The 14,998-nt window shown below is 61.8% G+C and carries 14 protein-coding genes, 1 tRNA gene and 1 pseudogene; 5 read left to right on the top strand and 11 right to left on the bottom strand.

The window, feature by feature from the left end:
* Positions 1-24: 24 nt before the first annotated feature.
* The gene (locus tag H3V53_RS35885; RefSeq protein WP_336601875.1) at positions 25-936 is read right to left on the bottom strand and encodes a DMT family transporter; all 912 of its coding nucleotides are present in this window, start codon (positions 934-936) and stop codon (positions 25-27) included.
* A gap of 189 nt (positions 937-1,125) precedes the next feature.
* Between H3V53_RS35885 and H3V53_RS35880 the strand changes: the two genes are divergently transcribed.
* The 5 genes from H3V53_RS35880 (at position 1,126) to H3V53_RS35860 (ending at position 6,099) form a co-directional block, all read left to right on the top strand.
* Positions 1,126-1,362: a hypothetical protein gene (locus H3V53_RS35880; RefSeq protein WP_336601874.1), complete on the top strand. Its 237-nt coding sequence runs from the start codon at positions 1,126-1,128 to the stop codon at positions 1,360-1,362.
* A gap of 27 nt (positions 1,363-1,389) precedes the next feature.
* Positions 1,390-3,372, top strand: a complete 1,983-nt coding sequence (acs, locus tag H3V53_RS35875) for an acetate--CoA ligase (RefSeq protein ID WP_336601873.1) — start codon at positions 1,390-1,392, stop codon at positions 3,370-3,372.
* A 175-nt stretch (positions 3,373-3,547) separates the two neighbouring features.
* Positions 3,548-3,910 (top strand): DUF4212 domain-containing protein, encoded by a 363-nt coding sequence (locus tag H3V53_RS35870; RefSeq protein WP_336601872.1) that lies wholly within the window; start codon positions 3,548-3,550, stop codon positions 3,908-3,910.
* Positions 3,907-5,925, top strand: a complete 2,019-nt coding sequence (locus H3V53_RS35865) for a sodium:solute symporter family protein (protein WP_336601871.1) — start codon at positions 3,907-3,909, stop codon at positions 5,923-5,925. Before H3V53_RS35870 ends, H3V53_RS35865 begins: the two co-directional genes overlap by 4 nt.
* An 83-nt stretch (positions 5,926-6,008) precedes the next feature.
* Positions 6,009-6,099, top strand: a tRNA-Ser gene (locus tag H3V53_RS35860).
* Positions 6,100-6,345: 246 nt separating this feature from the next.
* Here the strand turns inward: H3V53_RS35860 and H3V53_RS35855 are convergent.
* From H3V53_RS35855 to H3V53_RS35810, 10 genes and pseudogenes are all read right to left on the bottom strand, one after another.
* Positions 6,346-7,122: a hypothetical protein gene (locus H3V53_RS35855; protein WP_336601870.1), complete on the bottom strand. Its 777-nt coding sequence runs from the start codon at positions 7,120-7,122 to the stop codon at positions 6,346-6,348.
* A 212-nt stretch (positions 7,123-7,334) separates the two neighbouring features.
* Positions 7,335-7,607, bottom strand: a complete 273-nt coding sequence (locus H3V53_RS35850) for a PAAR domain-containing protein (protein WP_336601869.1) — start codon at positions 7,605-7,607, stop codon at positions 7,335-7,337.
* Between the two features lie 81 nt (positions 7,608-7,688).
* The gene (locus H3V53_RS35845) at positions 7,689-8,105 is read right to left on the bottom strand and encodes a hypothetical protein (RefSeq protein ID WP_336601868.1); all 417 of its coding nucleotides are present in this window, start codon (positions 8,103-8,105) and stop codon (positions 7,689-7,691) included.
* Between the two features lie 488 nt (positions 8,106-8,593).
* Positions 8,594-10,123 carry a hypothetical protein gene (locus H3V53_RS35840; protein ID WP_336601876.1) on the bottom strand — a complete coding sequence of 510 codons (1,530 nt, stop codon included), beginning with the start codon at positions 10,121-10,123 and terminating at the stop codon, positions 8,594-8,596.
* 15 nt (positions 10,124-10,138) lie between these two features.
* A pseudogene (locus tag H3V53_RS35835) lies at positions 10,139-11,047 on the bottom strand (type VI secretion system Vgr family protein); the annotation flags it as partial.
* A gap of 281 nt (positions 11,048-11,328) precedes the next feature.
* The gene (locus tag H3V53_RS35830) at positions 11,329-11,559 is read right to left on the bottom strand and encodes a hypothetical protein (protein WP_336601867.1); all 231 of its coding nucleotides are present in this window, start codon (positions 11,557-11,559) and stop codon (positions 11,329-11,331) included.
* Between the two features lie 325 nt (positions 11,560-11,884).
* Complete coding sequence (locus H3V53_RS35825) at positions 11,885-12,604, bottom strand: anti-sigma factor (protein WP_336601866.1); 720 nt, start codon at positions 12,602-12,604, stop codon at positions 11,885-11,887.
* Entirely contained in the window at positions 12,601-13,116 is a 516-nt protein-coding gene (locus H3V53_RS35820) for a sigma-70 family RNA polymerase sigma factor (RefSeq protein ID WP_336601865.1), read from the bottom strand. The genes H3V53_RS35825 and H3V53_RS35820 overlap by 4 nt, the downstream gene beginning before the upstream one ends.
* 492 nt (positions 13,117-13,608) lie before the next feature.
* Complete coding sequence (locus tag H3V53_RS35815) at positions 13,609-13,893, bottom strand: hypothetical protein (RefSeq protein WP_336601864.1); 285 nt, start codon at positions 13,891-13,893, stop codon at positions 13,609-13,611.
* A gap of 328 nt (positions 13,894-14,221) precedes the next feature.
* The gene (locus H3V53_RS35810) at positions 14,222-14,998 is read right to left on the bottom strand and encodes an SGNH/GDSL hydrolase family protein (protein ID WP_336601863.1); all 777 of its coding nucleotides are present in this window, start codon (positions 14,996-14,998) and stop codon (positions 14,222-14,224) included.

Below are 14,998 nucleotides of genomic sequence, written 5' to 3'. Positions count from 1 at the left end.
GGCGCGCCGGGCCTGCCGCGCGCGCTACGAGGCGACGGGCGGCACGCGCTTCACCCTCAGACTCGCGAGCGCGATGCCCGCGATCACGCAGGCTAGCGCGACGCCGTGCGCGAGCGTCGGGCGCTCGTCGAGGAAAACGATGCCATAGACGGCGGCCGCGACGGGCAGCACCGCGCTGAACACGCCCGCGAGGCTGCCCGGCACGTGGCGGATGCCCTTCATCCACAGCCAGAACGAGAAGATGCTGGCCGACAACCCGTACCAGAGCACCAGCGTCCAGATGCTAACAGGCACGCTCGCGTAATCGAACGCGATCAGCGACGACACGCCGAGCGGCAGCATCAGCAAGAGGCCGAACAGATGCGTGTAGGCGCAGATATCGATGGGGGCGAGCGTTTGCGTCAGGCGCCGCGACAGGATCACATATAGCGATTCGCAGCACACGGCGCCCAGCACCATCAGGTTGCCCGCGAGGTTGCCCGCGAACGAGCTTTCGCTTGCGGCGCCCGCCGCCTGACCGGCATGGGCGAGATTGATGACGACCACGCCGACGATGGCGAGCGCGATCGAGGCGAGCGCGCGGCCATCCGGTTTCTCTTTCAGGAACAGCCACGAAAACAGCGCGACGACGGCGGGAATCGTGCTCGTGATGACCCCCGCCGCGACGGCGCTGGTCCGGTGCACGCCATTGAGCATCAGCAGCGTAAACCCGAATGTGCCGAATAGCGCCTGCAGAAAGAGATTGAGCCATTCGCCCGCTTTCACGCGGCGCAGCTTGCTCGCGCGCAAGAGCGGCCACAGCACGGCCATCGCGATCACGAAACGCAGCAGCGCGAAGAGAGGAACGGGAACGAACGCGACAATCGACTTGCCGATGCCGACGTTGCTGCCGACGAGCAGCATCGCGGCGATGAGGAGCAGGGAGTAGCGGTTCAAACTGGAATCCGGACGGCTAGTTCAGTTAGCATTGTAAAAGGGCGCTAACGATGGCGCAAAGACGAACGGCCGGGCGCGCGGCGTGCGCGGTGAATGGATGCAAATCTTGCGTTCTGCTTGCATCGTGCACTGCAGCACCTGGTGTTTTGCCTGGGCGGCAGCGCGTCTGTCACGTAAGTACGCGGTAAGTTGCAACCCTTATCGTGGGAACTGATCGAAGCCAATGGAAGGCATGCGGCGTTCCCGCTGCTGCGGCGCGGCGCCTGCCATTGCACGAATCGCTATGCGCGTACGCTCGAAGCGGCGCGCGAGGGTGGGAGACACGCCGCGAGCCATCATTCTGCGGTGCCACTACAGGACACGGCGCGACGCGTTGCGCAGCCGCCCGAGGGCGGCGAGCATCGCGAGCGTGCTGGCAAGAATTGATGTTTCATCTTCACCAAGGGGTAGTCGATGTCTGCGATTGAATCGGTTCTTCAAGAACGCCGCGTGTTTCCGCCTTCCGCCGAGATGACGGCGCAGGCATCAGTGTCCGGCATGGACGCGTACAAAGCGCTCGTCGCCGAGGCCGAGCGCGATTACGAAGGCTTCTGGGCGAAGCTCGCGCGCGAAACGCTCAGCTGGAATAAGCCCTTCACGAAGGTGCTCGACGAGTCGAACGCGCCTTTCTACACATGGTTCGACGACGGCGAACTGAACGCGTCGTACAACAGCATCGACCGGCATGTCGAAGCGGGCAACGGCGAGCGCGTCGCGATCATCTTCGAAGCCGACGACGGCACCGTCACCAACGTCACATACAGCGACATGCTGCAGCGCGTGTCGCGCTTCGCGAATGCGCTGAAGAAACGCGGCATCAAGAAGGGCGATCGCGTCGTGATCTACATGCCGATGTCGGTGGAAGGCATCGTCGCGATGCAGGCGTGCGCGCGCATCGGCGCGACGCATTCCGTCGTGTTCGGCGGCTTCTCGTCGAAGTCGCTGAACGAGCGTCTGGTCGACGTCGGGGCAGTCGCGCTGATTACGTCGGACGAACAGATGCGCGGCGGCAAGGCATTGCCGCTGAAGAACATCGCCGACGAAGCGCTCGCGATGGGCGGCTGCGATGCCGTCAAGAGCGTGATCGTCTACAAGCGCACGGGCGGCAAGATCGGCTGGGACGACAAGCGCGACCTGTGGATGCACGAGATCACCGCGAGCGAATCGGATCAATGCGCGCCCGAATGGGTCGGCGCCGAGCATCCGCTTTTCATCCTCTACACGTCCGGCTCGACGGGCAAGCCGAAGGGCGTGCAGCACAGCACAGGCGGCTATCTGCTGTGGGCCGCGCAAACCATGAAGTGGACCTTCGACTGGAAGCCCACGGATGTGTTCTGGTGCACGGCCGATATAGGCTGGGTGACGGGCCATAGTTACATCACGTATGGCCCGCTCGCGCTGGGCGGCACGCAGGTCGTGTTCGAAGGCGTGCCCACCTATCCGAACGCGGGCCGTTTCTGGGAGATGATCCAGAAGCACAAGGTCAGCGTGTTCTACACCGCGCCGACGGCCATCCGCTCGCTGATCAAGGCCGCGGAAGCGGACGCGAAGGTACATCCGAAGAGCTACGACCTGTCGTCGCTGCGCATCATCGGCACGGTTGGCGAGCCGATCAATCCCGAAGCGTGGGTCTGGTACTACGAGAACGTGGGCGGCTCGCGCTGCCCGATCGTCGATACATGGTGGCAGACGGAAACGGGCGGCCACATGATCACGCCGTTGCCGGGCGCGACGCCGCTCGTGCCGGGCTCGTGCACGCTGCCGCTGCCGGGCATCATGGCCGCGATTGTCGATGAAACCGGCCAGGACGTGCCGAACGGGCAGGGCGGCATTCTCGTCGTCAAGCGTCCGTGGCCGGCGATGATCCGCACGATCTGGGGCGACCCGGAGCGCTTCAAGAAGAGCTACTTCCCCGAAGAACTCGGCGGCAAGCTCTACCTTGCCGGCGACGGCTCGGTGCGCGACAAGGAAACCGGCTACTTCACGATCATGGGCCGCATCGACGACGTGCTGAACGTGTCGGGGCACCGCCTCGGCACGATGGAAATCGAGTCGGCGCTGGTGGCCAATCCGCTCGTCGCGGAAGCGGCCGTGGTGGGCCGTCCCGACGAGACGACGGGCGAAGCCGTGTGCGCGTTCGTCGTGCTCAAGCGCGCGCGTCCCGAAGGCGAAGAGGCTGCGAAGATCGCGACGGAACTGCGCAACTGGGTCGGCAAGGAAATCGGCCCGATTGCGAAGCCGAAGGACATCCGCTTCGGCGACAACCTGCCGAAGACGCGTTCGGGCAAGATCATGCGCCGCCTGTTGCGCTCGCTCGCGAAGGGCGAGGAGATCACGCAGGACGTGTCGACCCTGGAAAACCCGGCGATCCTCGACCAGCTGGGCGAGTCGCGCTGAGCATGGCGCGATCGCATGAAACCTTGAAGCCTTGAAACGCCAGGGCGCGGACGGCGCATCCAATGCGGATGCGCCGTTTTCATTTGCACGGCGCAGGGCCCGCGAAGAGCGTCATGAAAGCGGTTGCGCGGACAACCCCGATTGCCGATGCAATATGTTTTTGATACATAGGCGCATGGCCGCGCCACACCGCACTCATCGACACACCATCAATCCGTTGCCCGATCCGCCGCCCGTGACGGAGGCGATGGCGCGCGCGCACGCGCGTTACTGGCGCTTCAACCTCGTGTTGATCGTCGTGCTGATGCTGATTGGCTTCGTCGTCTCGTTCGTCGTGCCGCTCAGTGCGCGGACGCTGGGCGCCGTGCGCTTTGCGGGCTTCAGTCTGCCGTTCTACATGGGCGCGCAAGGCGCGATTCTCTCGTACCTGCTGCTGATCGTCGTCTATATCGTGCTGATGCAGCGCGCCGACGCGGCGTTGCAACGCGCGCTCGAAGCCGGCGCGCAAGACGACCTCGCCGGGCGCGCCGACCGATGAAGCTCGCCAATCGGCTGATCCGTTCATACTCGCTCTACACGCTCGGCTTTCTGGCGTTCATCTATCTGCTATGGCGCATCGAGGCCGCGAACGGGCCGGGCATGTGGATCGGCTATGTGTTCCTGTTCGTGCCAATTGCCGTGTATGCGGTGATCGGGCTGTTGTCGCGCACATCGGATCTCGTCGAGTACTACGTGGCGGGGCGGCGTGTGCCGTCCGTGTTCAACGGCATGGCGACGGCGGCGGACTGGCTATCGGCGGCGTCGTTCATCGGTCTCGCGGGCTCGATCTACGCGACGGGCTATGACGGCCTCGCGTACACGATGGGCTGGACGGGAGGCTACTGTCTCGTCGCGTTCTTGCTTGCACCGTACGTGCGCAAGCTCGCGCGCTATACGATTCCCGACTTTCTCGGCACGCGCTTTTCGAGCAATGCAGTGCGCGGGCTCGCGGCGCTGTCGGCGATTCTGTGTTCGTTCGTCTATCTCGTCGCGCAGATTCAGGGCGTCGGGTTGATCGCGACGCGCTTTATCGGCGTCGACTTCGCGATCGGCATTTTCTGCGGGCTGGCGGGCATTCTGGTGTGCTCTTTTCTTGGCGGCATGCGCGCGGTGACGTGGACGCAGGTCGCGCAGTACATCATCCTGATCGCGGCGTTTCTGATTCCCGTGTCGATGATCGCGCACAAGGACGGCCTCGGCTGGGTGCCGCAGTTCGACTACGGGCGGCTGATGGAGCGCGTCGAGTCGCTCGAGCGCGGCGTGCGCGATGCGCCGTCGGAGCAGGCGGTGCGCGACGATTACCAGATGCGCGCCGCGCTGATCCAGACGCAGATCGACCGGCTGCCGCAGTCGTACATCGACGAGAAGGGCCGTCTCACCGACCAGCTCGACGATCTGCGGCGGCACAATGGACCGCTGCGCGAAATTGCCGATCTCGAACGTCGCATTTCGCGCTTTCCCCGCGACGCGCCGACGGCGCAGATCGTGTGGGCGCAACAGCGCGACGAGATGATGCAGCGCGCGGCGCCGCCCGTGCCGATGCACGAACCGTTTCCCGCCGGCAGCGACGAGGAGCGGCGCCTTCACCAGCGCAATTTTCTGTCGCTGCTGCTGTGTCTGTCGCTCGGGACGGCGAGCCTGCCGCATATTCTCACGCGCTACAACACGACGACGTCGGTGGCTTCCGCGCGGCGCTCGGTGGGCTGGACGCTGTTTTTCGTCGCGCTGTTCTATCTGACCGTGCCCGTGCTCGCCGTGCTGATCAAGTACGAGATTCTGTCGAACCTCGCGGGGCATCGCTTTTCCGAACTGCCGCAGTGGGTGATGCAGTGGCGGCGCGTCGAGCCTTATCTGATCAGTATCGCCGACGTGAACGGCGACGGTATCGTGCGCTGGAGCGAAATCCAGATGCAGCCGGACATGGTCGTGCTGGCGGCACCCGAGATTGCGGGGCTGCCGTACGTGATGTCGGGGTTGATCGCGGCGGGCGCGCTGGCAGCGGCGCTGTCGACGGCCGATGGCCTGCTGCTGACGATCGCCAATGCGCTGTCGCACGACGTGTACTACCACATGGTCGACCCCGATGCGTCGAGCCAGAAGCGCGTGACGATCTCGAAGATTCTGCTGCTCGGGGTGGCGCTGTTCGCTTCATACGTCGCGTCGCTGAATACGGGAAACATTCTGTTTCTGGTGGGCGCGGCGTTTTCGCTGGCGGCCTCGAGCCTGTTTCCCGTGCTCGTGCTCGGCGTGTTCTGGAAGCGCACGACGCGGCTTGGCGCCGTGGCGGGCATGCTCGCGGGGCTGGCCGTGTGCATCTGGTACATCGTCTCGACGTATCCGTTCGTCACGCAGCTGACGGGCTTTGTCGGGCCGCGCTGGTTTGGCATCGAGCCGATCAGCTCGGGCGTGTTCGGCGTGCCGGCGGGGTTTCTGGTGACGGTGATCGTGAGTCTCGTCGACCGCAAGCCCGACGCGTATACGACGGCGCTGGTCGATTACATCCGGCATCCGTGATGCGCTTTGGCGCGCGCGAACCGTCTCGCCGTCAGGGCAGGTGGCGGCGGTGCAAGAGTCCTGCTATAATGCGCGTCCCCGCCGGAGAGATGGATGAGCGGTTTAAGTCGCACGCCTGGAAAGCGTGTATAGGTTAATAGCCTATCGGGGGTTCGAATCCCCCTCTCTCCGCCAAATTCAAAGACAAAGCCCCGTAAATTCAATGATTTATGGGGCTTCTGTTTTTTTCGACCCACAAAACAACCCACGCCGCTACGGTCAGCACCCCTCGCACATTGCAACGGCCTTTGACTGCGCGTGCATCTTTCCCGTGCACTGGCTAAAGCTACATGGACTCGTTGCGAGTATTGACCATACGCCAATGAAAAGCCGCGCACGAGGCGCGGCTAACGTTACATGCCCGGTCTTTGGTGCGCCGGGTCAAGGGCACCCGGCAACGGTCAGATACTTGCGCCTGGCCTCGTCCGATACGCATTGGTCCAGATATTTGCACGCCGGGCACCAGTGACCCGCCAGCACTGTCATCGGGGCCGTTGACCAGGTATGGCCCCGTGCGCACTCCCATTCGAGCTTCGTCGTGACGTTCACGTAGGCGTCCGAGAGGCAGCGCCCGCCACGCTCGCGAGCAATCTCGTTCATTTCCCCAATGGTATGGTTCGAGCGTTCCGCACGGGCGCACTTCGGGCACCATGTTCCACCCTTGATATTTGCGGGCGCGGCCAGCCAGCGGTGTCCACGGCGGCATTCCCAGCGCAGCAGACGCGCGCTCGTTTCATAGGTGTCCGACAGGCATTTGCCACCGCGACTCGCGGCCAACAGGTGCATGTCCTCAAGCCTCGATGAGCGGCGTCCCTGCTTCGCACAGATTGCGCACCAGAAGCCATTGCGTACCCTGGCGGGGGACGTGACCCATTCGTGACCTTTGGAGCAGCGCCAGCGAAGCTTGCCCGTTGGTCCCGCGTATTCATGCGAGAGGCACTGGCCGCCATGCCGCGCCGCGAGCGCGTGCATGTCATCTATGGTCCCTCTCTGACGATCAAAGGCACACGCCGGGCACCACGACCCCGAAACACGAATGCTGGCGGCTGTGGCCTCCCAAATATGACCTTGCGCGCATTGCCAACGCAGTTTCGTGCGGCTGTTCGCGCAGGTTTCGGAAAGGCATTTGCCGCCACGTTCACGGGCGAGTGCACGCATTGCAGTGAGCCAGACTTCGCTATGCTCGTCGTGGGCGCAAGCCGCACACCACTTGCCCTGACGCACACTAATGGTGTCGCCTCCCACTCGTGGCCCCGCACGCATCGCCAGCGTAGTTCCGTGTGGGTATTCCGGTAGTCCGTCGATAGGCACCGGCCACTGTGGCGAGCCGCCAGCCGTTGTATATCGCCAAGTGTCAATGGGGCAGACATTCAGGCCGAGCATCCCGCATCGGGACTCGCCTTGACGTGATTGGCCCCGCATGGACACAGCACCTGGTCGCCGTCGAGTACGCTCGCGCGCCCGTCCTCGTCCATCTCCGTTCCTGTACCCTGTATCGGATGCTCGCCGGGACATTGGCCACAGGTCGCCATTTCCCGGTCAAGGGCGATGCGCCGCTCGCCGTCGAACATCGTGGATGCCGTCGCGATCACGTGCCCGCCCGTCGTCGTTGGATCGCCGTTACATACGAGTGCCTTGCCCATACCTTTCTTTCCCTTCGATACGTTCAATCAAAAAGACAATCCTCGCGGAGCCAGATGAGATTGATGATAAGCGCCCCATAACTACGGCTTACAAGATTGCCGGATCAACATAAGGTTATCGAGTCGCTGCTTCGCAAAATTGAGTTCCAACTCGCTCCCAATCCAGCCCGGAACGTCGTTGGCTTTCTGGCTGATATCACTGTCCATATTGGTGGCAGCCGAAAGATAGGAATCCGCTAGATTCCTACATGAATCCCCGTTCTTCGATTTAATCTGCGATAGCAAACTATTTATCTTATCGTTCACATCAGAAATTCCTTCGTCGTAACATTGCCGAAGAATCATTCCGCATCCAGAAGCACAAGTTAAACGATCCTGCTTTGTCCGATTCATGCACGCTTGAAAGGCGTCTTGATCAGGGTTTGCGGTTTTCGAGAGTGCGATTGAAGAAAAAAATATGCACAGGGTAACTGCAATAATATTGACGATATTTTTCACGATCAGTAACTCACTCAGGTCGAGACAAATTTACTCGCACAAAAATATGTTTCGGGGTTGGTGTTGTAAATTCCATATTTTCTGGAATCCAATCCGTAAAAATATTTCTTGTATACCATGAGAAAGCAAATCTCTCAAAATAGCCGAAAGACCCACCATTCACCAGTTTATTCACCCTATCTATCGTGGTATCAAGGAATCCCAAATCAGCCACTCTGCTTATATTTCGCGTATGATCGTGATGCTTCCATATCCAAAAAAAGCCACCACTGTCGCAACCCGCATGGGAGTTAGTTGCAAGAATATTGGGGTTAAAGCGCGGAGCCCATTGCTTCCGCGTTCCAATGATACCTATTATATGACCGTGCGCATCCCTCTTGGTTGGATCATCCCAGTAATGAGTGGACGTTTGCGTAATTCGCGATTCCCCGACATATGCGCCGGAGTTAGTTGGTTGCGCAGTAAAATCCCCGTAGGCATCATACGCACTAGCCCAAGTCAATTGCATAATTCACGCCCATAAAATGCAGCATAGTACTGCGCCATTGGAATGTTTGGATTTGGCGCGCCATGGCCGTATTCAGAAAATGTCTTCCATCGGTCTGTTTCGATATACGTCTGAGCCAAAATATCGCAATCCGCTCCGACGAGGAATCGAACGAATATTTTCGAATCGTCCTATTTAGGTCGCGAAGGTGCGGAGAGATGCGCGCAACCACGTCGTGTGCAGTTAATGTATTGGACACCAATGTCCGAGTTGACCCCGATTGCGTAAGCCACGACTTTGCGGGCAGCAACTGTTCTACCTCTTGGACTCCAATCCATTTACATTTTCTGAAATGTCGAATGAAAGCAAGTGAATGAAAGAACCAGAGCTTCTTGCCACCAGCCAGTGAGGGCACCTGATCCATGAACTGAAGTTTTTTCACGAAGCTGATAAACCTGTCATAGCCGTCCGGGTCGGTATCCTTGCGCTGGCCGAAATACCCATCCGGCTTATTGAGGTCCTGATAGCGCGGGTCGTTGTTGGCCGGGTCCCACTCGCTTATCGTGTGACACACAAAACCGGTAAGCCCATCGCGTACTCTGTCGTTGCGCTGCACGTAATAAGTGAGTTGATCGTCCAGGCTGAACTGTGGATCATCCTGATGGGTCTCGTAAGCTGTCGCCGTTGCGTCGCCGACAAGCTGACGCAGCTTGTAGTAGCTGAACAGACCATCGGCACCGAGTGGTGCGTTATCGCTGTCGACCTTCCTCCAGCCCGTGAAGAACGGGAAGTCCGCGTCCGACAATTTCACGACGGACGTATTGCTGATATCCAAGTAACCCTGCGTGCCGCTGGCGTCAAACGGCACGGCCACCCATGTCGCATTGTTCTGGATGTTAAGCGTAGGAGAGTCTGCCAGAATGCGCCCGAAACGCAGCATCTCGTACCCATCGCTTGGACACGCCGGATAGAGCTTCGTCGCCCGCTCATAGAGGTTGTATTCGTAGTCGTTGCTCTTGTCCTTGACGGGGTTCGGTGTCAGCAGCACGCAATTGCCGTCGCCGTTTTCATCAAGCCATGCACTATCCTTGCGGTAGACCTTCTTGCCGTTGCCCGGTTTTACCCCGTCAGCGGCATCAAGCAGCCATGCTGCAAGTGCCGTAGGTGAAGTGTTCTGCGATGGGTTTGCTGGCGGCGTGTAAAGCTGCTTCTGAGCAGTGAGATCCAGCAGGTTCATGTACAGCGAATAGAACTTGAGGGTGCGCCCGTCGCCCGTGTCGGTAACGTGACGCAGCAGCACAAATCCCGTGTTGGTATTCAATGCCTCCTGGCCCGTCGTCTCATCAAAATGGCCGTCTGAAATCGGGTTCTGGCTAACACGGTAAGCAATCACCTCGCCGTCGGCGATGGCCCGCACGGGTTCAGCGGTGGTATCCGGCACAAGATGGATACCACAGTGCCAGCGGCGATCAAACGTCACCGGAAAAACGCCGTGATAACCCGGCTCGTACTTCTCGACCGCCGTCATCATGGGGTCGGTATCGGTTGCGTCACCGGTGAGGCCGGACTGCGGCAGGTAGTGCTCGATGTTGTCGTTCGCGCGCTCGCTGTATTCCGTATCGTTGGTGGCAAGATTCGCCCGCGATTATGTATAGTCGTAGTCGGTGACGGTGACCTTGCCCGTGGTCAGGGCGCGCGCGATCTCGAACTGGTGGACGTGTTCCTCGTCGATGCGCTGGCCGTCGCGGTCCTGGTATCGTAGCGTCGCATACGCGGGGCCGTGCTTCTTGTAGGCGGCGGTCGAATCGCACAGCACGAGCGTCGGGCCGTTGTAGAAAAACGTGATGCCCCATTCCTGCCACAGGCGATTCAGATAGCCCCAGTCGCTCTCCCAGAACATGCGCTGGTAGTCGCGCTTCGGATACTGCCGGCCAAAGCCGGGGCCGGCCAGGCGCAGTTCATAGTGGAACGGATATTTCTTCAGGATCGTTTCGGAAATTTCCACGACCGTCTGGTCCTGGAAGATTCTTGAGTCCTGGTTGAGGGTCGCTAAAAAGAGCCATGGGCGAATCCGCAGCCGGTAGAATGCGCGCCGCGTGTCCGCGCCCACGCACTGCGCCGCCACGATCAGGCCGGTGATCTCGCGCACGTCCGCGCCGATATTGATCGACGGAGACACGCCGATGGTTCCCGTCTCGTAGGTGCCGCTACCCTCGGTGGCGATCTTCACAGTCACCTGCTTGCCGACCAGTTCGTCCACCTTGACCATGGCTCTCGCCTCATGCACGGTCAGGCCGATATCGTCCTTCGTCGCGATCTCCACGGTGTAGTCGTAGAGCCTGCCGAGCTTTTCGGTGCCGGTCAGGCGCGATACCGTGAAAAGGCATTCATCCAGCCACTTCCGCAGGGCAGCGCTGGCGATCTCCAGCGTGCGGGGTTGGTCAAGCCATGACATGCGATGCTCCGTGGTCAATCGGGAAAGAAGATCGGCGGACTTCGCGCACGCCATACGCGGCGGCCACCGGGCGATCAGGCCGCGCCGTCCCGGATATAGCACCGTGGCCGTGAGCCAGACGGTTCGCCACGTTGCGCGCGCAACCATTGACTAGCCGGTTCTACACCCGACGATGGACGGATGCAATTTTTGAGATGGCCGCGCCGGGAAAATTGACAATAAATGACTCTTTTTTTGGAAGGCTTTCAATGGGTGCACGCGGCGCAGAATAGTGCACGTCGTTACTGGCCCCGGCTATGCGTCCGCGCTCCCTCTGTGCGTCCCTCCTGAAGTATCGCCAGCAATTCCTCGTCGGACATTTCACGCACGCTGCGCGGCGTCGTGTTGACCTCTGCGCTCACCTCGGCATGCTGGACCGCCTTGCCGAAACCCCGGTCCAGCAGTTCGCGCGCCGCCGCCAGCCGCGTCGCCTCGTTCTCGGCGTGGCGCATCAGGTCCACCAGGCGTGCCACGGCCTCGCCGCCTCGTCGCGCGAGACGTATTGCTCGTCATACGTGGCAGGCGATACGGTTACAGGATCCGCGGCTTGGCCGACGGCGCCCGCGTCCTCGTCGTCCTCGTAAAAGCAGCCGGGGGTTACGACCGTCATTACGCGATTATCGCCGTACGGTAAGGAGTATTAACCGATGTCCGAGCGGGCCCATCGCTCCACCACGCCAACCGGCAAGTCAGCACTCCGATCCGTGCCTTCCGTCGTCCCAGCCCGCGTCATAGCAACCGCAGCATCAGCGAACGCCGCGATCCGCATTCGAACAAACCGCATTCCCAACCACGACCTCAGATCCCCTGAACGCGTCCCGATGCCAGCACCGGGCCCGTAGGCTGACCGCTTGGCGAGCCGCCATGCGGTTCCAGCGATACCGCGAACACCGTCTGCGGCCCAAGACTCTCGATCTGCTCGCGACTCACAGGCAAGACGGTCGGACGTTGCGGATCAATGACGCCGAGCGACACCGGTTTCGATCCCTCGGGAATCATCCACATCTGGGTCGACCGGTCTGCGGCAATGGCGAAGTCGCGAGGCGGCACGACCACGATCTGCGCGTGTCGCGCATCTACGGTTGCGGTCCAGCCTTGCCCCGCGCCCCGTCGCCCGAGCGTCGCAACCAGATACTGCGCACCCGCAGACGGCGCCCGCGCGTTGTCCAGCAGCGCGGTTCTGACGAGGACAACGACGAGCACGCAAACAGCGGCGGCCGACACCAGTCCCGTCAGACGCCAGAACGGCAGACTGTTCCACAGACCAACCTGTCGGCCGGTCTGTGTCCAACCCAGCCTTGATTGCACGCGATCCCAGACCCAGGACGGCGGCGCCTCTGCGCCGATGTCTTCGCCGAGCGGCATCAGGCGTGTCTGCCAGCGCGCAATCGATTCGGCCATGCCCGGCTCCTGCTGGGAGGCGAGTTCGATTTCACGGCGCTCGTCGGCTCCGAGCACGCCGAGCACATACTCCGCGCAGCGAAGGTCGTTTTCGTCGGAGAAGGCGGGTGTGTTCATTTTTCGAGGCAGATCTTCAATTGCATCAGGCTGCGCCGTATCCAGCTTTTCAACGTGCCGAGCGGAACGCTCATTCGCGCGGCCAGCTCCGGGTACGACAAACCCGTGAAAAAGGCCTCCCTGATAGCTTTTCTTTGCGTGTCCGGCAACGTTTGCAGACACCGTTCCAGACGCCGCCGTTCCTGACTGAGTTGTGCCAGCGCGGCAGGTGTCGGCGATTCGTCGACGATCTCTTCGACGGACGTTTCATCGAGCGGTTGGGTGCGGCGGCGCCTGAGCCGGTCGATGGCACGGTTGCGCGCGATCGTGCCCAGCCACGTCATGGCACTGGCCAGTTCGGGATTGAAGGTGGCCGCCTGGTTCCACGCGGTGACGTAGACGTCCTGAAGCAGATCTTCGGCTTCGGAACGGTCGCGCAGCATCTTGATGCAGATAGCGAAGAGGGTGGGCGACGTGCGTCGATAGAGCGCCTCGAAGGCGGCCCTGTCGCGCGTGGCGGCGGCCGAGAGCATGTCGTCCAGATCGCTCCGCCCGGCCGTGCCCGAAGAGCCTGGTGTGACCGGTGTGCCGCGTCTCCCGCCTGGTTGCCTTGAGGACATGTTCCGCTCTGGCTGGCTGATTGAGGTACGCCTTCGTGCGGGGTAGTGTATCAGCGCGACGGGCGAGCGCGAGCGTGCTGCCGCGCTGCGGATGGGGCGGCATCAGGCTCTCTCCGATTGCTGGCGGGTCTCTGAAGCATCGCTTGAGTGACGTCGCGAAGAACCGCGCGGATGCGGCATCCGTATCGTCTGCTCGGCTGTGCCGGCCACTTTAGCGCGACGTGACTAGCGGGACGTGACGAACCAACCGTGCAACGGAAGCGCAACGTCGGCGCATCGCATTTGCGCCACGCGTCGCCGGTATGACGCGGGCGCCGCCAGAGCGCCACCCAGCGCCACCCAGCGCCCGCGATTTCCGGCTTCAGGCCGTGTTACCCGGCCCTCTGAAGCGCCTCCGCGACAGCGTCATTGCAGAACTTTTCGCTGCTCGTCTTCGCCGCGAGGCGCAAGCGCAGATGCCGTGTCGTCGGCCGGCACAGTGTTTTTCGTCACTTGTCCGGGCGCTCGTCCCCAAGGGCTGGAAACCGGTTCGCTGTGATAGGTCATTCCCGATGTCGCGGCGCCGTGAGCGCCCCCGCTGCCAGTCCCGCCGTTACCGTTGCCGCCCGCCAGCGCCGCTGTTGCAGACAGCAAGACGATAGCGCCGATCGTCATTCGCGAAACGCGAAGTGCATGCATTGCATTGCTCATCCCATATCTCCTGATCGCGGCACGAAAAAACGGCGTGCCTGACTTTGTATACGCGGATGAGGGGCGCGCAGATGCAACAATTTCGCGTCACGAAGCTTCGCCAGGCATGCGGCGCGTCGGCATCGTGTAGCCGCGTGTAGTGCCGACCGCACGTCGCGCGGTCGTAGTGCGTGCGCGGCCGTTCGAACAGGGCGGCGCTCGAAACGAACATGCGCCCGCACGTGACGAGGTGACGAGGTCAGCATGGCCGTCGACGATGTTCTGCAGGCGATCGTCTATTCGCTGCGCAGCGGCGAAGAGTCGTGGTCCTTCAATCGCGCCGCCACAGTCACTCGACCAGTTTCGCCACGATCGGCTCGACCACTTCGCGCTGCCGCTCGGCCTTGAGGCGATAGAGGGCATCCGTCGGATGCACGCCGTCGATCAACAGCGAACGCCAGTCGTGCATCGCGCCGATGTAGCCGTACTGCCGGATCAGCGCGAGCCGGTAGTGCTTCGCCATCTCGTCGACGACGGCGACATAGCGCGGCACGATCGTCCTGTTCGCGGCGTAATCGACGGGGTTCGGTTCCTCGAGCACGACGATGCGGCCGGCGCCCTGCGATTGCTCGATGAAGCGCATCAGGTGCGCGCGAAACGCGGCGGGCGGCTCCTTGACGTGATTGTCGGCGTCGTTGAGCGCGAAGTTCACGATCACAATATGGGCCGGCGACGTCGCCACGAACTGCGCGTAGGGCTGGCCGTATCCGTTGACGCCTTTCTCGCGATCGACGAGCGTCGCGCCGGGCACGCCGTTGTTCTGCACGATCACGTGCGGTCCGAAACGGGCGCGCAACGCGGCTTGCAGGAGCGCAGGCGGGTTGTTGGGCGTCTGCCACGACTTCCTGAAATCGTCGGAGGTCTGGTAGCCCCACATCGTCGAGTCGCCTTGCGCGTCGATGATGATGGTTCTGTTCGACGCCGACGCATGGGCGGACGCGCTGGCGGCATCGGCGGACATCGCGGCGATGCCGAGCCACGTCGCGCCCAGCACGCGCGACCATGCCGCGCGCCGGATTGACTGTTGGATTGCATGCGGGATGGCGTGTCGGTTGTCGAGGGTCAT

The sequence above is a fragment of the Paraburkholderia bengalensis genome (assembly GCF_037126505.1).
GTDB classification, from domain to species: Bacteria; Pseudomonadota; Gammaproteobacteria; order Burkholderiales; family Burkholderiaceae; genus Paraburkholderia; species Paraburkholderia bengalensis.
Note: the sequence above shows the minus strand (reverse complement) of the source record. Positions and strands in the feature narration are given on the sequence as shown.